Source organism: Streptomyces sp. NPDC049879 (assembly GCF_044461265.1).
In the GTDB taxonomy this organism is placed as follows: domain Bacteria; phylum Actinomycetota; class Actinomycetes; order Streptomycetales; family Streptomycetaceae; genus Streptomyces.
On record NZ_JBITKT010000001.1, the window covers coordinates 698,872 to 720,255 of the forward strand.

Below are 21,384 nucleotides of genomic sequence, written 5' to 3' on the forward strand. Positions count from 1 at the left end.
GAAGGGGGGACAATGGGGCCATGACCGCACCGCTGCTGCGGATCGGGCCGCACACCGTCGATCCGCCCGTCGTCCTCGCCCCCATGGCCGGGATCACCAACGCGCCCTTCCGCACGCTCTGCCGCGACTTCGCGGGCGGGCGCGGCCTGTTCGTCAGCGAGATGATCACCTCGCGCGCGCTCGTGGAGCGCAACGACAAGACGATGCGGCTCGTCCACTTCGACGACGCGGAGAAGCCCCGCTCGATCCAGCTGTACGGCGTGGACCCGGAGACGGTCGGGCGCGCCGTGCGCATGATCGCCGACGAGGACCTGGCCGACCACGTGGACCTCAACTTCGGCTGCCCCGTCCCCAAGGTCACGCGGCGCGGCGGCGGTTCGGCCCTCCCGTACAAGCGGCCCCTGCTGCGCGCCATCCTGCGCGAGGCCGTCCGCAACGCGGGGAACCTGCCCGTCACCATGAAGATGCGCAAGGGCATCGACGACGACCACCTCACGTACCTCGACGCGGGTCGTATCGCCGTGGACGAGGGCGTAACGGCGATCGCGCTGCACGGCAGGACCGCCGCGCAGCACTACGGGGGCGAGGCGGACTGGTCGGCGATCGCCCGGCTGAAGGAGGCCGTGCCCGAGATCCCGGTGCTGGGCAACGGGGACATCTGGTCGGCCGACGACGCCGTCCGCATGGTCCGCGAGACCGGCTGCGACGGGGTCGTGGTGGGGCGCGGCTGCCTGGGGCGGCCGTGGCTGTTCGGTGACCTGGTGGCGGCGTTCGACGGGCGCGGCGCGGACGGGTACGCGCGGCCGTCGCTGCGGGAGGTCGCCGAGGTGATGCTGCGGCACGCGCGGCTGCTGGGGGAGTGGCTGGAGGACGAGTCGCGCGGCGTCATCGACTTCCGCAAGCACGTCGCCTGGTACACCAAGGGCTTCTCGGTCGGCTCCGAGCTGCGCCGCAGGCTGGCCGTCGCCGCGTCGCTCGACGAACTGGCGGCGCTGCTCGGCGAACTCGACCTGGACCAGCCGTGGCCGGCCGGCGCGGACGGCCCCCGGGGGCGTACGTCGGGCCGCAACCGCGTCGCACTGCCCGACGGCTGGCTGGACGACCCGCAGGCCTGCCCCGTGCCGGGCGAGGGCGCCGAGGACGACACCTCGGGCGGCTGAGCACGACGCCACCGGCCGCCGCCCGGCACCCACGGGGCTCCGGCGGGCGGCGGCGCGCCACGGCGTTCGCGTGGGCGTGGCCGATGGCGGACGGTGCCCTCTACCGGCTCCCCGCCGGTGCGGGAGCGTTGCCCGGCCGTGTCCCGTGGCCGAGCGGTTGCCAGGGGCGGCGCCGGGGCTGTCGGGTCAGCGTCCTGCCGGGGGCACGGTGCTCCATGGGGCAACAGGTCCGTGGCGTGCGGTGGTTCGGGCTATGGGTGAGGAGGCGATCCTTCTCGTCCTGGCATCGGGCGGGCCCGGCCGTATCCAGGGGGCGGCGGGGCTGCGGCCTGTGCCCGGTGCTCCGGGGTGGCGTCTGGCGGGATCAGAGGCGGTCGGTGCGTCCCCGCCCCTGGTGGGGCGGGGGAGAGGCGGGTGCCGTGACCTTTCTGCACCGTTGCCCGTGCGTCCGTCAGGTCGCGTCCCCGCCGGTCAGCGCCGTCGCCAGCGCGAAGGGCGACGCCGCCGCCCACGCCTGCGGCCAGCACGCGTGCGGGTACGGCACGGGCTGCGCGTGCTCCGCCCGCGAGTAGCCCGCGATCAGCTCCGGCAGCCGGTAGCCCGTCCGCGCCGCCAGGTCGAGCAGGCCGCCGACGACCGTCTCCGCCTCCGCCCGCAGCCCGTACCGCGCAAGACCCAGCGCCGCCACCGCGCTGTCGTGCGGCCACACCGTGCCCCGGTGGTACGCGAGCGGGTGGTACGCGGGCTGGTCCGCCGCCAGCGTGCGGATGCCCCAGCCGGTGAAGAAGTCGGGCTCCATGAGGCGCCGCCCCACGCGCGCGCCGCGCTCGCGGTCCAGGATGCCCGTCCACAGCAGGTGCCCCGCGTCCGAGGCGAGGGCGTCCACCGGCGTGCCCGAGCCGTCCAGCGCGAGCGCCGGGAAGTCCGCCTCGGGCAGCCAGAAGTCACGGGCGAAGCGCGCCGCGAGGCCGTCCGCCGCGCCGTCGAGCCGGTCCGCGTACGCGGCGTCGCCCCACGCCGTGCGCGCCAGGCGTGCCGTACGGCGCAGCGCCGCGTACGCGTAACCCTGCGCGGCGGCGGCCGTGATGCGGCCCTTCGCGGTGCTGCCGTCGCGGAAGCAGATGGCGTCGGGCGAGTCCTTCCAGCTCTGGTTCGCGAGGCCGCCCTCGTCCGCGTGGTAGAGGAGGTAGCCGCGCGCGTCGAGGCCGCCGTAGGCGAACATCCACTCCACGGCCGCCCGCGCCTGGCGCTCCAGGCGGCGCGCCGGTTTCTCGTCGCCGGTGCGCGCGGTGTAGGCGCCCAGCAGCATGAGGAACAGCGGCGTGCTGTCCACCGAGCCGTAGTACCGCCCGTACGGCACCTGGTCGAAGTGCGCCAGCTCGCCGGAGCGCAGCTCGTGCACGATCTTGCCCGGCTCGCCGATCCGGGCGGGCTCCTCGTCCGTGGCCTGCGCGGCGGCCAGCGCGAGGAGCGTCGCTGCGGCCTGCTCCGGGTGGCTGTCCAGCGTGAACAGGGAGGTGATCAGCGCGTGCCGCCCGAGCAGGGTGACGAACCAGGGGACGCCCGCCGCCGGTACGCGCAGCGCCTCGCCGTCGGGGCCGGTGGCGGGCACGAGGAGGGAGAGCAGGTCGGCGTGGCCGCGTTCGCAGGCGAGGGCCAGCTCGGGGCGCTCCGCCGGGGCGGGAAGGACCGGGGGCGCGGCGGGGCGGCCGCCCGCCGGGGCGGGGGCGCCGTGCGGCACGGCGGTCACGCGCAGCGTCAGCTCGGCCGAGCCGTGGGGCGGCAGCGCGACGCGCCAGCACAGGCGGCGGGCGCCGCTGCCCGTCTCCTGCACCGCGTCGGGCGCGGGCTCGGCGCTCACGGCGGTCCGCGCCCGCCAGTCCCGCCGCCGGTAGCCGAACTCCACGCCGTCCTCGCGGGCGGCGCGGGTCCGTACGGCGTGCGGCTTGTCGTACCAGCGGTGGTCGGCGCGCAGCTGGAACTGGTCGGCGAAGTCGGCGTCCGCCGTCAGGGCGACGAGGACCTCGGCGGCGTCCCCGGTGTTGCTGCTGAGCACCAGCCGCTCGGTCAGGCCCGCGCCTGTCACGGTCTGGGCGCGGAAGACGGTGAGCGCCGGGGCGTCCGTGCGTCCGCCGGGGGGCGTGAGGACGGCGGTCGCCGTGTCCGCGCCAGGGCCTTCCGGCGTGGCGGGCACCAGCACGGCGGGCGTGCCGCCGTCGAGCGTGAGCTGCCAGCGGCTGAGGTGCCGCGCGTCGCGGGCGAACAGCCCGTACGGCCACGCCCCCCGCTCGCCGGTGATGTCGCCCGCCGGCCCCACCGCGACGAAGGTCCCGTCGCGGACGAGCAGACACTGCTGGTTGGTCGTCACTGCGTCTCCCCTGTTCACCCTGTTCACTTTTTCTGCCCCCCGGCGCGGCTCCCGGCCGCTCAGCGCGACCGGACGGCCAGGTCCATAACCAACGCGGCGGTCCAGCTGAAGTCACGGCTGCCGCGCGCCTCACCCGAGACCGGATCGACGTACTCGGCGAAGCCGGAGGACACCGCCGTCGCCAGCATCGTGTCCGCGAGCGCGTCCGCCGCCGCCGTCGCGCCGTACTGCCGCAGGCCGCGCTCCAGCAGCCAGTTCACGTTGAACCAGGCCGGTCCGCGCCAGTACCTGGCCGGGTCGAACGCCGCGCCCCGCAGGTCGTAGCTCGGCGCCATCCGGGTCGTCGTGCCCAGGCCGAAGTGCTCTCCCGCGAGGGTGGCGAGCAGCGGCGCCACGACCTCCTCGGGCAGTCCCGGCAGGATCAGCGGCAGCAGGCCGCAGGCGCCGCGCTCGCGGACCGGCTCGTTGCCGATCACGTCCTGGCAGAGGAAGAGGCCGGTGTCCTCGTCCCACAGCCGCTTGATGAAGGCCGTCGTCAGCTGCTCGCCGCGCACGAGGTGGTCGGACGGGTCGGCGCCGATGGCCGAGGCGATCCCGGCGAGCGCGTGCTCCGAGGCGATGAGCAGCGCGTTGAACGCCGGGTCCTCGACGGCGAAGAGCGCGGTGTCGGGGCCGTCGGCGTAGCCGTGGTCGCGGTAGGTCGCGGCCAGGCGGACGTAGCGGCAGTAGTCCAGGTCGGTGGGCCGGTCGGCGGGGCAGCCGTGGTCGAGGTCGGCGCGCTGGAACGTTCCCCTGGCGGCCGGTTCGACGCGGGAGAGCGGCGGGTCCCAGCACGGGCTGTTGTCCATGCCGGACTCCCACGGGTGGACGATCGACGCGAGGCCGCGCCCGCCGAGGTCGCGGCGCTCGGTGAGGTACCGCTGCCAGGCGACCAGACGTGGGTAGACATGGGGGAGGAAGCCGCGGCGTTCCGACTCGGCGGGGTCCGCCTCGTGCACCAGCAGTGCGGCGAGCGCGTGCACGGGGGGCTGGACGATGCCGGACGTCTCCACGGCGGTGGGCGCTCCGGCGAGGTCGCCCGCGGAGGAGGAGCGCCAGAAGTCGGGGCTCGGGAAGTAGGCACCGAGGGGGACTGTGGGATTGAACACGATGTGCGGGATACGGCCGTCCGCCCACTGGGCGGTCAGCAGCGTCTCCAGCTCGCGCTGGGCGCGCACCGGCGCGTAGTGCCGCAGGCCGATGGCGATGAACGCCGAGTCCCAGCTCCACTGGTGCGGGTAGAGGGCGCGGGACGGGACGGTGGAGGAGCCCGTCCAGTTGCCTTCGAGCACGCGCCGGGCGCCGTTGTATGCAGCGTTGTCTGAAGGTTCGTGCGTACTGGGGGGTTGATCAGCGCTTTCCACGTCAGCTCCGAGTGGACGTCTGCCTTGTCGCCGCACCGCCACGGCGCCCGTTTGTTTTGTCGAAGGTACCGCAGGGTTACGTCTGCTTAACACGCAAAACTACCGCTGTAATATCTACCGCACAAGCTGAAGGAGGCGTGAAATCCGGCACCGGGAAGGCGAGTCGGCATGAACCAGGCGAGCGCGGGACACCTGCTGTCGCTGATCAGGAACGGTCAGGCCAGCACCCGGGGCGAGCTCCAGCGCGTGACCGGCCTGTCCCGTTCCACGGTGGGCCACCGCCTCGACCAGCTCTTCCGCGCGGGCTGGGTCCGCGAGACCGCGCCCGACCCGGTGGAGGTCACCACCGGCGGACGGCCGCCCGTACGGCTGGAATTCGACGCGGCGCACGCTGTCGTGCTGTGCGCCGACCTGGAGACGCGGCACGCCCGCGCCGCCGTCCTCGACCTCGACGGCACGCTGCTCGCCGAGCACAGCGGCTCCCTGCTGATCAACCAGGGCCCCGACCAGGCGCTCGACCGGCTCGGGCAGTGGTTCGCGCTGCTGCTGGAGAAGGCGGACGTCCCCGTGTCGGCCGTGTGCGGCATCGGCCTGTCCGTGCCGGGCCCGGTGGACGCGCCGACCGGCATCGTCGTGCAGCCGCCGATGATGCCCGGCTGGGACCGCTACCCCATACCGGACGGGATGCGGCGGGCGTTCGCCGCGCATGTGAGCCACGACACGTCGGCCCCGCCCGTGCCGGTGCTGGTGGAGAACGACGCGAACCTCATGGCGTACGCGGAGCAGCGCGACGGGTTCGCGGACTGCCCGGCGTTCCTCCTCGTCAAGGTGTCCACCGGGATAGGGGCCGGGGTGGTCGTCAACGGGGAGATGTACCGGGGCTTCGACGGCGCGGCGGGTGACATAGGGCACATCCGGCTCAGCGGGCACCCGCACGCGCTGTGCCGCTGCGGCTCGTACGGCTGCCTGGCGGCCGTCGCCAGCGGGCGGGCGCTCGCGGAGCAGCTGACGGCGGCGGGCGTGCCGACCGCGTCGGGGTCCGGTGTGCGCGACCAGCTGTCGATAGGGCAGCCGGACGCGGTGCGGCTCGCGCGCGAGGCGGGGCGGCTCGTCGGCGAGGTGCTCGCCACCGTCGTGACGCTGCTCAACCCCGGGGTCCTGATGATCGCGGGCGACCTCACCGGGCCGCCGTTCCTCACCGGGGTGCGGGAGCTGCTCTACCAGCGGGCGATGCCGCGCACCACCGCGTACCTCCAGGTCGTCTCCTCGCGCCTCGGGGACCACGCCGGGCTGCGGGGGGCGGCGGCGATGGTGGTCGAGTCGCTGTACGCGCCGGAGCACGCGGACGCGCGGCTCGCCGCCGCCGTGGCGCACGCCTGACGGCGCGGGCAAGTACGGGCGCGCGGGGGCGCGTTCGGGGGTGTCGGCCGGGGCAGGGCGGGGAAACATCTGTTTCAGGGCGTTTTACGGCGCTCTGCGCGCGTGATGCCTGCCACCAATGATGCGCAGGATGCTCAGATGAGCGATCGGCGGGGTAGTCTCACTGCCGCAGCGGACTTCCCGCCGCCCGGCCACCCGTGGCACGGGCGGCAGCGGCGGCGCCGGGTCCCACCCGGCCGCCGTCGCCTGGCCGCCCGGGCCTCCCCCAGCCCCGACCCTCACCGGGGGAGCCCCCAGGCCGCCAGGGGACACCGAAGGGGCGGCGCCTTGTGCGGAGGCGCCGCCCCTCTTGCACGCCCACGGCGCGCCGCCGGTCAGTCGTACTGCCACTCGCCGCGCGCGTACTCCAGCACCGCCGGGTCCATCAGCGTGCTCGCCCGCACGTCCTCGTGCCGCCGGTCGAGCGGGAAGACCGTCGCCGCGTCGAGCACCGCGTCGTCCAGGAAGCGCAGCGGCGGCACGTCCGCCGGCAGCCGCAGGTCGGGCGGCGCGTCGCCGGAAGCGGCCAGCACGAAGCCCCAGTTGCCGAAGCTCGGCACGTCCACCTGGTACGGCGTCGTCGCGAAGCCCGCCTCCGCGAGCGACGCGTCCACCGACCAGTACGTGCGCGGCGCGAAGAACGGCGACCCCGACTGGACGACGAGCCGCCCGTCCGGCGCCAGCACGTTCGCCAGCATCGCGTACATCTCGACCGAGTACAGCTTCGCCGTCGCCGTGTCCTCCGGGTCGGGGAAGTCCACGATCACCGCGTCGTACGGTCCCGGCGCGTCCCGCAGCCACGTGAACGCGTCGGCGTTGACCACGTCCACGCGCGGGTCCTCGAACGCGCCGTCGTTCAGGTCGCGCAGCGGGTCGTACGTCCTGCCCAGGTCGGTCATCGCCGGGTCCAGCTCGACCAGCGTCACGTCCGCCACGTCCGGGTAGCGCAGCACCTCGCGCAGCGCCAGGCCGTCGCCGCCGCCCAGGATCAGCACGTGCTCCCTGCTCCCCGCCAGCACCGGGTGCACCAGCGCCTCGTGGTAGCGGTACTCGTCGATCGACGAGAACTGGAGGTCGCCGTTGAGGAAGAGCCGCAGGTCCGTCTTCGAGGTGAAGCCGATCGACTCCGTGAGCACGATCTCCTGGTACGGCGTGCGCTCCGCGTGCACGATCGGGTCGCGGTAGAGCCGCTGCCGCGCGGAGATCTCGATGTCGTCGGCCAGCACGTACGCGCCGACCAGCACCGTCAGCACCGCCGCCAGGCCCAGGGCCAGGCCGGCCGCCACCAGCTTCCGCATCCTGCCCCGGAAGATCCACAGCACGCTGACCACACCGGCCACCGCGTTCACCACGCCGACGACCAGCACGCCCTTCAGCTGCCCGAACGTCGGCAGCAGCAGGAGCGGGAAGCACAACCCGCCCACCAGCGCGCCCAGGTAGTCCACCGCGAACACGTCGGCGACCGCCCCGCCCGCCTCCTGCCTGCGGATGCGCTGGAGCATCGTCATCAGCAGCGGGATCTCCGCGCCGATCAGCAGGCCGACGGCGAACGCGATCACCGTCATCGCGGGCGTGTACACACCCACCCACGCGAACAGCACGTACAGCACGAGCACCGAGAGCCCGCCGACCAGCGCCAGCAGCCCCTCCACCACGGCGAACGCGCCCACGGCGCGCCGCTGGAGGGGCTTGGCCGCCAGCGAGCCGATGCCCATCGCGAAGACCATGATGGCCAGCACGAGGGACGTCTGCGTGATGGTGTTGCCGATCAGATAGCCGCCGAGCGCGACCAGCGCCAGCTCGTACACCAGACCGCAGGCCGCGCACAGGAAGACGGTCAGGAGCAGGAGGAAGCGGGCCAGCCGGGGGCGGTGGATCACGAGAGTGCCGCGCCGACCATCAGTGCCGTGCCGACGTACATCGTGCCCTGCACCCAGGCGATCGGGTGCGGACGGCCGTCCTCGTCGTCCTCCAGCACCGCCGCGCCCATCCGGCCAGGCGTGACGATGCCGACGATCGCGAACACCACCGTCATCACCACGACACCGGCCAGCCCGTACACGCCGGTGCTGACCAGCCCGTAGTCGAGGCCGTCCTCGGACTCGCTGGCGAGGATCGCCTGCTGGATCACGATGCCGACGCCGAGCATCTGCCCGGCGAGCACGATGGCCGCGCCCTTGTTGCGCCGCGCCACGATCTTGGCGAGGTTGCCAGGCGTCACCAGGTCGAGCGCGCCGAACGCGACGGCCATCACCAGGAGGCCGACGCCCCCGTAGGCCAGCGTCTGCCCGGCCGATTCGAATATGTCCCCCACGCCGAAGTCCTCTCGCTCTGATCTGGGTTGTCGGTACGGTCGCTGCGGTCGGTACGGATGGCGGTGGTGTGGTGCGCCCGGCTCACTTGCCGGACCCGGGGCCGCCGCCCCGGAAGTCGCTGCCGCTGCGGCTCTGGGCCGCGGGCCAGTGGGAGCCGACGTACGAGCTGTACCGGGACCGGCCGGACTCGTAGTCGTCCACGTCGATCCGGCTGCCGCGGTCGGGCGCGGTGCGCGGCTCTATGGCGACGAGGTGGTCGTCGTAGCGCAGGAAGACGATGGAGTCGCTGACCATGCGGTCCATGGCGGCGCGTTCGCCCTCGATCTCGTCGGCGACGCGGGACGGCGGGTCACGGTCGTCGATGTAGTAGTCGGGCGACCAGTCCGGGTCCTCCGGGTAGTGGTCCTTGATCCACGACATGGGCAGGTCGGGGTCGCTGTCGCCGCCGCAGCCGGTGGCCAGCAGCGCGCCGGCCAGCAGGGCTGCGGCGGCCCGTATGCCGCTGCGGCGGCCCCGGCGCGCGCTCACGCGTCGCCGCCCGGGTAGATGGTGAGCGTGCCGTTCGGGACGCGTTCGCCGAGCGACGCCTCCCAGGAGCCCGCCGCGCCGCCCGCGCCGGGGAAGCGCTCGAACGAGAGGGAACGGCCGCGCGGGCCCTCGTAGTCGGCGTACTCGACGCGGCCGGTGGCGGCGAGACCGGTGGTGCCCTCGGAGCGGTACGTCGCGGTGCCGTGCTCGGTGCGGTGGTACTCGACGCCCTCGACGGTCAGGGTGCGCTCGCTCGGCGTGAGGTCGGCGCCGGTGTACTCGGTCCAGAGCACGACCTCCAGGTCCGGGTCCTCCTCGACGGAGATCCAGCGGCGCCCGGCGTCGGTGCCGTTCATGGCGTCCACGAAGTGCTCCGACCAGCTGAAGCCGCCCTCCGACAGCCGCAGCGAGCCGCGGACGAAGAGCTGTTCGCCGAGGTACTCCACCATGTCGCCCGCCTTCAGCGTGCGCGGGTCGCCGCCGGTGTCCTGGTCGGGGGCGAACGGGTCGCGCGGTGGCGGCGGCGCCTTCGGGGCGGCTTTGCGGCGCGACCGCAGCAGCACGACGACGGCCGCGGCGAGCGCGGCCAGCCCGACTATGGCGAGGGCAAACGCCATGGAAATCCCCCCGGTTGTACGGATCTCAGCGAACGGCGCAGAGTATCGCACGCGTCCGGGGGATCCGGCCCCGGGGGGAGGAAGTCAGGGCCGGGCCGCCTGTGACGGCCCGGCACGGTGTGTCAGTACGGGGGCGGCGGCGAGGCCGGGGGCTGCTGGCCCGGCTGCTGCTGGGGCTGCGGCTGGGACTGCTGCGGGAAGCCCGGGTACGCGCCCGGCTGCGGCCCGGCGGGCTGGCCCGCGTACATCCCGGGCGCCTGCGTCCAGGGCTGCGGCCCCTGCGCGTACTTGACCAGCTGCCGCTGCGTCATCTGCCGCACGACGATGATGGCCAGGATCGCCGCGGCGATGCCGACCAGCCCGTTGATGATCGTGATGGTCGCGTCGACGCGGATGTCGTCGTACTCGTCCGGGTCGATGCGGCCGTCGTCGTCCGGGGAGAACGTCGAGAAGCCGGTGACCCAGGTCGCCACCCACAGGAGCCACCACGCGGTGAGCACGCCGAGCCGCGCGTGCCCGCCCCAGGGGGTGCTGGAGCGCCAGGCGTCGTTCGCGATCTGCTTGGGGAACCAGAAGAAGATCACGGGCACGAACCAGGAGCCGATCGCCCAGCCGCGGCTCAGGCGCTGCCCGGCCGGGTCGAACAGCTCGGCGTTCACCCGCACCCGGTGGAACCAGACGATGAAGACGATGCCGATCGCGATCGTCAGCAGGACGCGGAGGACGCCCACGGCCTGCCAGCCGTCCAGCGTGTCCTGCGCGTCCTGGAAGTCGATGAAGAGCGCCTCGGGGCTCTCCAGGTCGTCCAGCGTGCTGAGCATCCCGGCGCCCGTGCCGAAGCCCGCGAACCAGATGACGATCGCGACGCCGAAGAGGGCGTACAGCGCGATCGCCAGGCCGCGCGGGCTGCCGAACTGCGGCGGCAGCTGCGGGATGCCGCCCGGCTGGCCGGGGAACGGGGCCGGCTGGCCCGGGTACCCGTAGCCGGGCGCGGGCGCGGGCGGCGCGGCGAACTGCTGCGTCCCCGGGTACGGCGCCGGCTGTCCCGGCGGTGCCGCGCCCGGCGGCGGCCCCGGTGCGGCCGGGGGCGGCGTCACGGGCTGTCCGCCGGCCATGGTCGGCTGAGCGGCCACCGCGCCGCTCACGCACTCCTGACACCTGCCGTCGGGCGCGGTGGCCGGCCGCTGACGGCAGCTCCAGCACTGCGCACTCATGTCGCCCCCCAGGGAAGTCATCCATCCGATCCGCTGACGATAACAGCGGGCGGGCCCGGCGCGCCGGGCCCGTCAGGTGGAGGGGGGCGCCGGGAAGTCGTAGGTGACCTGGGTCAGTTCCCCGGAGACCGTCCACAGGCGCGCGGTCATCGCGTCGTTCGTCGTCCAGGGGGCGCGCCAGGTCCTGCCCGCGCCGCCCCTGGCGGCCGCGCGCGGCCCGACGTACGCGTCGGGTGCGACGTCCGGCGCGGTCGCCGCGTGGAGGAGCGGCGCGGCGCCCGCCTCGGGGGCGGAGCCGACGAGCGCGTTCAGGACGCGGGCGGCACGTTCCTGCACCGCGCTGCCCGCCATCCGCGGGCCCTTGGCCTGCAGCTCGGTGGCGGCCCAGCCGGGGTGCGCGGCGGCGGCGACGAGGGCGGTGTGCCGGGCGCGGCGGGCCAGTTCGTGGGTGAACATCAGGTTGGCCGACTTGGACCGGGCGTACGCGACCCAGCGCAGGTAGCGGCGTTCGGCGTGCGGGTCGGACAAGTCCACGTTCGCGGCGAGGTGCGCCATGCTGGAGACCGACACGACGCGCGGCGCCGGGGCGGCCAGCAGGGACGGCAGGAGCAGCCCGGTCAGCGCGAAGTGGCCGAGGTGGTTGACGCCGAACTGCGTCTCGAAGCCGTCCTCCGTCGTGCCGCGCGGGACCGCCATCAGCCCCGCGTTGTTCACCAGCAGGTCGAGCCGCTCGCCGCGCCACTGGGTGGCGAACGCGCGGACCGAGGAGAGGTCGGCCAGGTCGAGCAGCCGCAGCTCGGCGCGTGCCTCGGGGACCTCGCCGCGCAGCCGTTCCAGCGCCGCCCTGCCGCGCTCCCGGCTGCGGCAGGCGAGCACGGTCCCCGCGCCGCGGCGCGCCAGTTCGCGCGCGACGACGTAGCCGAGGCCGCTGTTGGCGCCCGTCACGACCGCCGTGCGGCCCTTGAGGTCGGGGATGTCGCGCACCGTCCAGGCCATGCTGCCCAGGGTAGCCCCGTCGGCCGCCGTCCGGCGGGGAACGGCGTGCGCCGGGGCCCCGGTACGCCGTTGTACCGGGGCGGTGGGCCTGCTCAGCCGTGCTGGTCAGCCGGGAGGGGGCTGACGGCCGTCTCCGTGCGCATCCTGCGGTCGTCGCCCGCCGTGCGGGCGGGGCCGACGAGGGTGAGCGGCACGGTGCGCAGGATCGAGCCGAGGGAGGGGCCGAGGCGCAGTTCGACCGCCCCCGGGTCCACGACGCGACGGCCCGGCGCGAGGGTGTACGCGGTCAGGTCGGTGTGGAAGCCGAACCGCACCTCGGCGGACGCGCCCGCTTCGAGGGGGACGCGGGCGTAGCCGATGAGGCGGTGCACGGGCCGCGTGGTGCGGGCGACCGGGTCGTGCAGGTACAGCTGGACGACCTCCGTGCCCGCGCGGTCACCGGTGTTGGTCACGGTCAGCCGCACCGTGGTGCCGCCGTCCGTGGGGACGGTGTCGTGCTCGGCCACGGCGTCGCCCCACGTGAACTCCGTGTAGGACAGACCGTGCCCGAAGCTATAGAGCGGAGTGGGGTCGATGTTGCTGGCCTCGCCCAACTGGCCGAGCGGCGGCGCGAGGTACGGCGCGGGCTGGCCGCCGGGGTGGCGCGGCACGCCGACCGGCAGCCGCCCCGACGGGTTGACGCGCCCGGACAGCACGCCCGCGACGGCGCCGCCGCCCTCCTCGCCGGGGAAGAACGCCTGCACGCACCCGGCCAGCCGGTCCGCCCAGCGGCCCAGCGCGTACGGCCTGCCGGTGAGCAGCACCAGGACGACGGGCGTGCCGGTGGCCAGGGCCTCGTCGATCAGCTCGCCCTGCGCGTCGGGCAGTTCGAGGTCGGCGGCGTCGCAGCCCTCGCCCGACGTGCCGCGCCCGAACAGGCCGGAGCGGTCACCGGCGACGACCACGCACACGTCGGCCCCGGACGCCCCGGCGGGGGACGTGTGCTCCACGGTGGCGCCGGGGAGTTCGGCGCGCAGTGACTCCAGCAGCGTGGGCACGGCGACGCCGAGGGGGAGTTCGGGGTGCTGCACGCCGACGTGGCGGGGGAAGGTGTAGCAGCCGAGCATGGGGGCGGGGTCGTCCGCGAGGGGGCCGACGACGGCGATGCGGGACGTGCCGGCCAGGGGAAGCGCGCCGTCGGGATTCGCCAGCAGGACGACGGACTCCTCCGCGAGCCTGCGGGCGACGGCGCGCATGTGCGGCGGGTCCAGGTCCACGACCGGGTCTTCCGCCTCCAGCGCGGGCGGTACAGGACTCCAGCCGGGGTCCAGCAGGCCCAGCTCCGCCTTCTGCGTGAGGACGCGCAGCACCGAGCGGTCCACCACGTCCTCGGGGAACTCGCCGGAGCGCACCGCCTTCAGCAGCGGCTCGCCGTAGCAGCGCTGGGCGGGCAGCTCGACGTCGATCCCGGCGGTCAGGGCGAGCGCGGCGGCCTCGGCGGGGGAGTCGGCCACGCGGTGGGTCAGTTCGAGGAACGACACGGCGAAGTAGTCGGAGACGACGGTGCCGGTGAAGCCCCAGCGGTCGCGCAGCAGTTCCGTCAGCAGCCAGCCGTCGGCCGAGGCGGGCACGCCGTCGATGTCGTGGTAGGCGCTCATGACGGACCGCGCACCGCCCTCGCGCAGCGCCATCTCGAACGGCGGGAGGACCACGTCGGCCAGCTCGCGCGGGCCGATGGAGACGGGCGCGTGGTTGCGGGCGCCGCGGGAGGCGGCGTGCCCGGCGAAGTGCTTGAGCGTGGCGATGATGCCCGCCGACTCCAGGCCCCGCACGTACCCGGTGCCGATGGTGGCGACGAGGTACGGGTCCTCGCCGATGGACTCCTCGGTGCGGCCCCAGCGCGGGTCGCGCAGCACGTCGAGCACGGGGGAGAGACCCTGGTGGACGCCGACGTCGCGCATCGACGCGCCGATGAGCCGCGCCGCCTCCTCGACCAGCCCGGGGTCGAAGGAGGCGCCCCAGGCGAGCGGCGTGGGGAAGACGGTCGCGCGCCAGGCCGTGAAGCCGGTCAGGCACTCCTCGTGCACCAGCGCGGGGATGCCGAAGCGGCTGACGCCGGTGATGCGCCGCTGCTCGTCGGCGAGCGCGCGCGCCTTCTCCAGCGGATCGACCGGGGCGGTGCCGAACGGGCGGGTGAGCTGGCCGAGTCCGTGGGCGATCACCGTGTCGGGCGCGGGCGTCGAGGCGGTGAGCTGCCCCTGCATCGGGGCGACGTCGGCCCCCTCGGCGCCGCCCGGCTCCGCCGCCGCGGCGGCCTCGCCCGGGTCCGACTCCGAGCCGGGCCATACGCTGCCGAGCTGGGCGAGCTTCTCCTCCAGCGTGAGGCGGGCGAGCAGGTCCGCCGCCCGGGTCCCCGCGGGGAGTGAGGTGTCCTGCCATGGGTGGTGCTGCATGAGGCTCCTTTGTCTGCGCGTGGGCGTCCGCGCGGGTCCGCGTGCGGTCCTGGCCGGGCCGGTCAGCGTCCGCCGACGCCCATCAGCCCGTTGATGAGCTGGCGGCGGGCGAACAGGTACGCGGTGAAGATCGGCACGATCGACAGGACCACGGCGGCGAGCAGCGCGGGGATGTCCACGCGGAACTCGCCGACGAAGTCGTACAGGCCGAGGGTCAGGACCCGGGACTCCCGGGACTGGGTGAGGATCAGCGGGAACAGGAAGCCGTTCCAGGCGTTCAGCGCCGCGAACACCCCGGCCGTGGAGATCCCGGCACGGGCGACGGGCACGACGAGCTGCAGCAGCATCCGGGCCGGGCCCGCGCCGTCCAGCGCCATCGACTCGTACATCTCCTCGTCGATGTCCCGCATGGTGCCCACCAGGATCAGCACGCTCACCGGGAGCGAGAACGCGGCGGTGGGCAGGATGACGGCCAGCAGCGTGTCGTACAGCTGCAGTTCGGTGATGATCCAGTAGACCGGGATGATCACCGCCTGGGACGGGATGGCGAGCCCGAGCAGGAAGAGCTGGAACGTGCGCCGGGACCACGGGCTGCGGTTGCGCACCACCACATAGCTGACCGTCACGGCGAGCGCGATGACGATCGCGGCGCAGGAGACGGTGACGATCGCGGTGTTGAGCAGGTAGCGCGGGAAGTCGCCCTCCAGCACCTGCCGGTAGCTGCCGAGCCCGGGGTCGGTGGGCAGGGCGAGCGGGCCGTTGTCCAGGTACTCGGGCCGCGTCTGGAGGGTGGAGCTGACCATGGAGTAGAGCGGCACGACGACGATGACCAGCCAGATCAGCGCGCCGAGCGTCCCCGCCCAGTTGAACCGGCGCAGCTGCGCGGCGCGCCGGACCCGCGGGGGGCCCACGGATGCGGTCGGTGTCACATGCCCTCCCGGGTGCTGCGCATCCTGCTGAAGCCGGTCAGGCGCACCAGCAGCAGGGACGTGGCGGTGGCGACGACGACCAGGGCGGCGGCGATGGCGCTGGCGTAGCCGAGGTCGAACGCGCGGAAGCCCTCTTCGTACATCAGGTACGGCACGATGGCCGTGGCGTCGCCCGGTCCGCCGCGCGTGAGGATGAGGACCGTGTCGAAGTACGTCAGCGCGCCGACGACCATCAGCACCGAGGACGTCACGACGGTGTTGCGCAGCTGCGGCAGTGTGATGCTGAAGAACTGCCGCACGGTGCCCGCGCCGTCGATGGCCGCCGCGTCGTAGAGCGAGCGCGGGATCTGCCGTGCGCCGCCCTGGTAGATCAGCATGTGCAGCGGCACGAACTGCCAGCCCGTGACGAACAGGACGGCCGCGAACGCGCCGCGCGAGGTGCCCAGCAGGTCGGCGGTGTCCAGGTCGAACCACTCGGCGACGTCGGCGGCGAGGCCGAGGTTCGGGTCGAACAGCGTGCGCCACAGCAGCGCGAGGGCGACGGACGAGGCCAGCAGCGGCAGGAAGAAGACGGCCGACATGACGGCCCTGTGCCGCTGGCGCCCGGCCGACCACACGCCGAGCAGCAGGGCGATCGGCGTCTGGATCAGCCAGGTCAGGGCGGTGAGCAGCAGGCTGAGCCAGACGGCGTTGCGCAGACGCGCGTCGTTCCACAGCCGCGACCAGTTGTCGAGGCCGGTCCACGACGGGTCGCTCAGGCCGTCCCAGTCGGTGAACGACAGGTAGGCCACCATCACCAGCGGCACGACGGCGAAGAACGCGAAGAACAGCACACCGGGGATCGCCCAGGCGAGGCCCGGGCGACCCGTGCGGGGTGGGAGGGACGTCCTCTCCTTCACCGGCTCCGCCTACAGTTCCTGCATCGCCGCGACGAACTCCTCGGGGCTGAGCTGCCCGCCGAAGAGCTGCTCGATCGCGTCGAGCATCGGGGTGGCCTGCCGGGCGGGGAGCGCCTGGTCCCAGGAGAGCGTGAAGCTGGGGGCGTTCTCGACCATGTCGTACTGGAAGCGCGCGTACTCGGGCTCGGGCGCCTCGTCCAGGAGCGTCTCGGCCCCTGTGGTGGTGGGGATGTCGCCGTTCGCGACGAGGGAACGGGCGTAGTCCTCGCCGCCGTGCAGCTTCAGGAACTCGACGGCTGCGTCCAGCCGTTCGCCCTCGACGTCCGCGTTGACCGACCAGTAGTTGGTGGGGTTGCCGACCAGGGACGCCGGGTCGCCCGCGCCGTCCGCGATGGCGGGGAACGGCGCCCAGGCGAGGTCGTCGGCGGCGAACTCCGGCTGGTTCGCGAGCTGGTTGGCGAACTCCCAGCTGCCCATCAGGTGCATGGCGGCGCCGCCCTGGGCGAAGAAGGTGGAGACGCCGTCGTTCGTGTACGCGACGGAGCGGAAGTTGTTGCCGAACGCGCCGTCGTCCACCAGCGAGGCGACCTCCTGCGCGGCGGCGAGGACGGCCGGGTCGCCCCAGGCCGCCGAGTCGCCGTTCCTGATCGCGTCGAACACCTCGGCGCCGCCGAAGCGGTCGAGCAGGTACTCCAGCCACATCAGCTCGGTCCACGTGTCGGCGCCGCCGAGGGCCACGGGCGTGATGTCGCGGTCGGCGAAGGTGCCGACGAGGGAGCGGAAGTCGTCCCAGTCCTGCGGGGCCTCGACGCCGGCCTCCTCGAACAGGGTGCGGTTCCAGAAGAGGATGACCGGCTGCACGCCGCGCATCGGTATGCCGTAGTACCGCCCGTCCACCGCGCCCGCGTCGAGGATGGCGGGGATGAACGCGCCGCCGAACTCCGGGTCGTCCGCGAGCACGTCGGTCAGGTCGACCAGCATGTCCTCGGCCACGAAGTCGCTGATGCTGCCGCCGCCCCAGTTGAAGAAGATGTCGGGGGCGTTCGGGCTGCCCATGGCGGTGCGCATGCGCTCCTGGTAGTTCTCGCCCGGGATCTGCGTCAGGTTGATGTCGATGTCCGACGTCTCGTTGAACCGCTCCACCAGCTCTTCCTGGAGACGCGTCGAGCCGTCCTGGTAGACCCACACCTCCAGCGTGTCGCCGCCGCGGCCGCCGGGTCCGTCGCTGCCGCACGCCGCGAGGCCGGTGGCCGCGAGGACGCAGGTGACGGCGCTGGTCAGGGTCGCGCGGAACCTGCGGCTCGCGCCGCCGGGCCGCCGGGATTCGAGGCTTTGCATCGTCGCATACCTTCCGGAAGATCACCGATAATTATCGGACCAGTGCCGAAGCAAAGTACGTCCGGGCGCGGGGCGCGTCAACGGTGCGCGCGGCAACAAGACGGTCACGGGCGCCCGTTGCCGCCGGGGCCGTCCGCGTGCGGGCAGGGCGGAGCGGGCCCCGCGCGGGGCCGTGACCTGGGAGGAGGGGGGCGCGTGCCGGACGATCCGGTGGGGGCGGCGGCGCGTGGGCGCGTACCGCCGCGGGGGCCCCGGTGTTGCGGATGCTTTCGGAAGAACGCTCTTTCGCTGGTCGGGTGCTGGTGCGGGTCAGCGCGCGGCGGGTGGCGCCGTGGAGGCGCGGACCACCAGCTCGGTCGCCAGCTCAAGGCGGGGCGAGTCGAGTTCCTCGCCGCGCGCCTGCCGCAGCACCGTGCGCGCGGCCACCTTCCCCATCTCCGCGAGCGGCTGCCGCACCGTCGTCAGCGGCGGCGCGGACCAGCGCATCTCCGGCAGGTCGTCGAAGCCGACGACGCTCACGTCCTGCGGCACCCGCAGCCCGCGCTGCCGCAGCGCCTCGATCGCGCCCATCGCCATCTGGTCGCTGGCCGCGAAGACGGCGGTCGGCGGCTCGTCCAGGTCCATCAGCCGCCCGCAGCCGTGGAAGCCCGACTCGTGGTAGAAGTCGCCGGGCACGGTGAGGCGTTCGTCCACCGGCACGCCCGCCGACTCCAGCGCGGCGCGGTAGCCGTCGAGCCGCGCCCGGCTGCACAGCAGGCGCGGCGGCCCGGCGATGAAGCCGATCCGCCGGTGGCCGAGGCCGAGCAGGTGCTCGGTCGCCGCCAGGCCGCCCGCCCAGTTGGTCGCACCCACGGTCGGCGCGTCCAGCGCCGGCGACCCGGCGGGGTCCACGACGACCAGCGGCACCCCGAGGCGGTGCAACTCCTTGTGCAGGCCGGGTTCGAGCACCGACGTCACCATGATCACGCCGTCCGACGCGCGCGCCCGCAGGTTGGTCATCCACTGCTGCGCCGCGCCCGCGCGGTCGTGGATGGCCGAGACGACCGTGCCCACGCCCGCGTCGTGCGCGACCTCCTCGACGCCCCGGATGATCTCGACGGCCCACGGGCTGTCGAGGTCGTTGAACACCAGGTCGAGCAGGGCGGCCCGGTCGCCGGGCGCGTGGGCGCGCCGCCGGTAGCCGTACTGCCGCAGCAGCTCCTCCACCTTGGCGCGGGTCTCAGGCGCCACGTCTGACCGGCCGTTGACCACCCGGGAGACTGTGGGCACCGAGACCCCGGCCTCCCGCGCGATGGCCGTGATCGTGACCTTGCGCTCCGCACTCATCCAAAACCCTCATCTTTCGCACCCGAAGACCCGGAAGTTTTTCAACATTATTCCGGAAGGGTTGACGGTGCCCAGGGCCGACCGTAGAACGGTCCCGTCAGCCTGCGGGGGCATGACAAACGAGAGGGGCACCACGATGATTCCCCTGGTGCGCAGAGCCGCGGTCGTCCTCGCGACCTCGGCGGCGCTGCTCTCCGGTTCCCTGGTGACCGGCGCCGCACAGGCCGCGGAACGACCGGCCGCCGAGCCGGGCGCCGCGGCCGCCACCCTGCGCGACGCGGCCGAGGAGCAGGGCCGTTTCGTCGGCACGGCCGTCGCGGACGGACGGCTCGGCAACGGCACGTACACCGGCATCGCGAGCCGCGAGTTCAGCAGCGTCACCGCCGAGAACGTCATGAAGTGGGACGCGATCGAGCCGTCGCGCGGTTCCTTCAACTTCGCGCCCGGCGACCGCCTGGTCGACTTCGCGCAGGCCAACGACCAGCAGGTCTGGGGCCACACGCTCGTCTGGCACAGCCAGCTGCCGGGCTGGGTCACCAACGGCGGGTTCAACCAGACGCAGCTGACGCAGGTCATGAACAACCACATCACCAGCGTCATGGACCACTACGAGGGCGACGTCGCGTACTGGGACGTGGTGAACGAGGCGTTCAACGAGGACGGGACGCTGCGCTCCTCGGTTTTCTCGAACACCCTCGGCTCCGGCTACATCGGCACCGCGTTCAGGACCGCCCGCGCGGCCGACCCCAACGCCAAGCTGTGCATCAACGACTACAACACCGAGGGCGTCGGCGCGAAGAGCAACGGGCTGTACAACCTCGTCTCCTCGCTGCTGTCGCAGGGCGTGCCCATCGACTGCGTCGGCTTCCAGTCGCACTTCATCCTCGACCAGATCCCGTCCACCTTCCAGACCAACCTCCAGCGGTTCGCCGACCTGGGCCTCGAAGTGGTCATCACGGAGCTGGACATCCGGATGACCCTGCCGGCGGACAGCGCCAAACTCCAGCGGCAGGCGACGCAGTTCGCCTCCGTCACGCGCACGTGCCTCGCCGTCTCGGCCTGCCGGGGCATCACCGTCTGGGGCTTCAGCGACGCCGACTCGTGGGTCCCCGGCGTCTTCGACGGACAGGGCGCGGCCTGCCTGTACGACCAGAACTACCAGGCCAAGCCCGCGTTCGACGCGATGCTCACCGCCCTCGGCGGCGAGCCGGGCGGCGGCGACCCCGGCGACCCGGACCCGCCCACCGGGCCCTGCCAGGTCACCTGGCGGGTGACCAGCCGCTGGAACGCCGGCTCCGTCGTCGAGGTCGGCATCCGCACGACGGCCGCCGTCAACGGCTGGTCCGCCACCTTCACCCTGCCGTCGGGGCACCGCGTCACCAGCGGGTGGAACGCCGTGTTCAGCCAGTCGGGCGCGACCGTCACCGCCGCCAACGCCCCGTACAACGGGAACGTCGGCGCGGGCGGCACGATCGGATTCGGCTTCCAGACGGACAACGGCGGTCAGTACACACCGCCGACCGTCAGCCTGAACGGCACCGCCTGCACGGCGGCGTAGGCACCCGTCCCGCCGTACGCCCCTCCCCCCCCCGCCCCTGCGAAGGCGACGGGGGAGGGGCGTACCGCTCATTCCCCGGCGCTCATTCCTCGGGGGCCCCGCCGCGCGTGCTCGCCAGCCCGACGTCCGCGCCCAGGCGCCCCACCGCGTGCGCGAAGAACTCCTCGCGCGCCGTCACCACGCCCGTGTACTGCCCGAACACCTCGAAGCTCACCAGCCCCACCAGCTGCGCCCAGGCCGCCACCACCGCCGCCATCACCGGCGCGGGCAGCCCCGGCGCGTACTCCTCCGCCAGCTGCTCCGCCTCCGCCCGCACGTCCAGCGGCAGCGGGTCCCACGACGGCGGCGCGAGCAGCGCGTCCGCGTGCGCGTCCAGCGTCAGCGCGAGCAGGGCGAGCGGTACGCGGGAGCCCGCCGCCGACGTCGTCTGCGGCGCCGCGTAGCCGGGCACGGGGGTGCCGTGCACCAGCGCGAACTCGTGCGGGTGCGCGAGCGCCCACTCCCGTACGGCCGCGCACACGGCCACCCAGCGCGTCGCCGGGTCCTCGCGCGGCGCGGCGGCGAGGGCGCTCTCGGCCGCCCCGCCCATCGCGTCGTAGGCGTCCGTGATCAGCGCGGTCAGCAGGTCGTCGCGGCTCGGGAAGTACCGGTACAGCGCGGACGACGCCATGCCCAGCTCCCGGGCCACCGCGCGCAGCGACAGCCTGGCGGGCCCCTCGGCGGCGAGTCCGCGCCGCGCCTCCTCCTTGATGGCCGTGGTGATCTCACGCCTGGCTCTCGCCCTGGCTCCTTCGATGGCACTCATGGCGGCCAGTCTGCCACCGCGCGGAGCGGTGCACCAAGACGTGAGCAGTGCTCTTGCGTTCGCGCCGGGCGTGTGCC

17 protein-coding genes are annotated in these 21,384 nt (G+C 73.8%); 3 read left to right on the plus strand and 14 right to left on the minus strand.

Going from position 1 to position 21,384, the window contains the following annotated elements:
* The first annotated feature begins 20 nt into the window (after positions 1 to 20).
* Positions 21 to 1,160: a tRNA dihydrouridine synthase DusB gene (gene dusB / locus ACIBPC_RS03230; protein WP_398840906.1), complete on the plus strand. Its 1,140-nt coding sequence runs from the start codon at positions 21 to 23 to the stop codon at positions 1,158 to 1,160.
* A 451-nt stretch (positions 1,161 to 1,611) separates the two neighbouring features.
* On the opposite strand, the gene ACIBPC_RS03235 is transcribed toward dusB, so the two are convergent.
* Positions 1,612 to 3,528 carry a glycogen debranching N-terminal domain-containing protein gene (locus ACIBPC_RS03235; RefSeq protein ID WP_398840908.1) on the minus strand — a complete coding sequence of 639 codons (1,917 nt, stop codon included), beginning with the start codon at positions 3,526 to 3,528 and terminating at the stop codon, positions 1,612 to 1,614.
* A gap of 59 nt (positions 3,529 to 3,587) precedes the next feature.
* Positions 3,588 to 4,931, minus strand: coding sequence for an MGH1-like glycoside hydrolase domain-containing protein (locus ACIBPC_RS03240; RefSeq protein ID WP_398840910.1), 1,344 nt, complete (start codon positions 4,929 to 4,931; stop codon positions 3,588 to 3,590).
* A 168-nt stretch (positions 4,932 to 5,099) separates the two neighbouring features.
* Between ACIBPC_RS03240 and ACIBPC_RS03245 the strand changes: the two genes are divergently transcribed.
* A complete protein-coding gene (locus ACIBPC_RS03245) occupies positions 5,100 to 6,311 on the plus strand; it encodes an ROK family protein (RefSeq protein ID WP_398840911.1) in 1,212 nt (403 codons plus the stop codon).
* 374 nt (positions 6,312 to 6,685) lie between these two features.
* Here ACIBPC_RS03245 and ACIBPC_RS03250 read toward each other — a convergent pair whose 3' ends face one another.
* From ACIBPC_RS03250 to ACIBPC_RS03300, 11 genes are all read right to left on the minus strand, one after another.
* Positions 6,686 to 8,230 (minus strand): polyamine aminopropyltransferase, encoded by a 1,545-nt coding sequence (locus tag ACIBPC_RS03250; RefSeq protein WP_362955880.1) that lies wholly within the window; start codon positions 8,228 to 8,230, stop codon positions 6,686 to 6,688.
* Positions 8,227 to 8,664 carry a DUF350 domain-containing protein gene (locus ACIBPC_RS03255; RefSeq protein ID WP_362955883.1) on the minus strand — a complete coding sequence of 146 codons (438 nt, stop codon included), beginning with the start codon at positions 8,662 to 8,664 and terminating at the stop codon, positions 8,227 to 8,229. Before ACIBPC_RS03255 ends, ACIBPC_RS03250 begins: the two co-directional genes overlap by 4 nt.
* A gap of 82 nt (positions 8,665 to 8,746) precedes the next feature.
* Positions 8,747 to 9,193: a DUF4247 domain-containing protein gene (locus ACIBPC_RS03260; protein WP_362955886.1), complete on the minus strand. Its 447-nt coding sequence runs from the start codon at positions 9,191 to 9,193 to the stop codon at positions 8,747 to 8,749.
* Positions 9,190 to 9,810, minus strand: a complete 621-nt coding sequence (locus tag ACIBPC_RS03265; RefSeq protein WP_362955889.1) for a DUF4178 domain-containing protein — start codon at positions 9,808 to 9,810, stop codon at positions 9,190 to 9,192. The genes ACIBPC_RS03260 and ACIBPC_RS03265 overlap by 4 nt, the downstream gene beginning before the upstream one ends.
* A gap of 122 nt (positions 9,811 to 9,932) precedes the next feature.
* Complete coding sequence (locus ACIBPC_RS03270; protein ID WP_398840914.1) at positions 9,933 to 10,955, minus strand: DUF4328 domain-containing protein; 1,023 nt, start codon at positions 10,953 to 10,955, stop codon at positions 9,933 to 9,935.
* A gap of 141 nt (positions 10,956 to 11,096) precedes the next feature.
* Entirely contained in the window at positions 11,097 to 12,020 is a 924-nt protein-coding gene (locus tag ACIBPC_RS03275) for an oxidoreductase (RefSeq protein ID WP_398840916.1), read from the minus strand.
* A 92-nt stretch (positions 12,021 to 12,112) separates the two neighbouring features.
* Positions 12,113 to 14,452: a glycoside hydrolase family 3 N-terminal domain-containing protein gene (locus tag ACIBPC_RS03280; protein ID WP_398840917.1), complete on the minus strand. Its 2,340-nt coding sequence runs from the start codon at positions 14,450 to 14,452 to the stop codon at positions 12,113 to 12,115.
* 62 nt (positions 14,453 to 14,514) lie between these two features.
* Entirely contained in the window at positions 14,515 to 15,381 is an 867-nt protein-coding gene (locus ACIBPC_RS03285) for a carbohydrate ABC transporter permease (RefSeq protein ID WP_398840919.1), read from the minus strand.
* Positions 15,378 to 16,280 (minus strand): sugar ABC transporter permease, encoded by a 903-nt coding sequence (locus ACIBPC_RS03290; RefSeq protein WP_362955901.1) that lies wholly within the window; start codon positions 16,278 to 16,280, stop codon positions 15,378 to 15,380. Before ACIBPC_RS03290 ends, ACIBPC_RS03285 begins: the two co-directional genes overlap by 4 nt.
* 9 nt (positions 16,281 to 16,289) lie before the next feature.
* Entirely contained in the window at positions 16,290 to 17,618 is a 1,329-nt protein-coding gene (locus ACIBPC_RS03295; protein WP_398840920.1) for an extracellular solute-binding protein, read from the minus strand.
* Between the two features lie 309 nt (positions 17,619 to 17,927).
* Positions 17,928 to 18,944 carry a LacI family DNA-binding transcriptional regulator gene (locus ACIBPC_RS03300; protein WP_362955906.1) on the minus strand — a complete coding sequence of 339 codons (1,017 nt, stop codon included), beginning with the start codon at positions 18,942 to 18,944 and terminating at the stop codon, positions 17,928 to 17,930.
* Positions 18,945 to 19,092: 148 nt separating this feature from the next.
* On the opposite strand from ACIBPC_RS03300, the gene ACIBPC_RS03305 reads away from it, so the two are divergent.
* On the plus strand, positions 19,093 to 20,502 hold the full coding sequence (locus ACIBPC_RS03305) for an endo-1,4-beta-xylanase (protein WP_362955909.1): 1,410 nt from the start codon (positions 19,093 to 19,095) through the stop codon (positions 20,500 to 20,502).
* An 82-nt stretch (positions 20,503 to 20,584) separates the two neighbouring features.
* Here the strand turns inward: ACIBPC_RS03305 and ACIBPC_RS03310 are convergent, their stop codons facing one another.
* A complete protein-coding gene (locus ACIBPC_RS03310) occupies positions 20,585 to 21,307 on the minus strand; it encodes a TetR/AcrR family transcriptional regulator (protein WP_398840922.1) in 723 nt (240 codons plus the stop codon).
* Between the last annotated feature and the right edge of the window lie 77 nt (positions 21,308 to 21,384).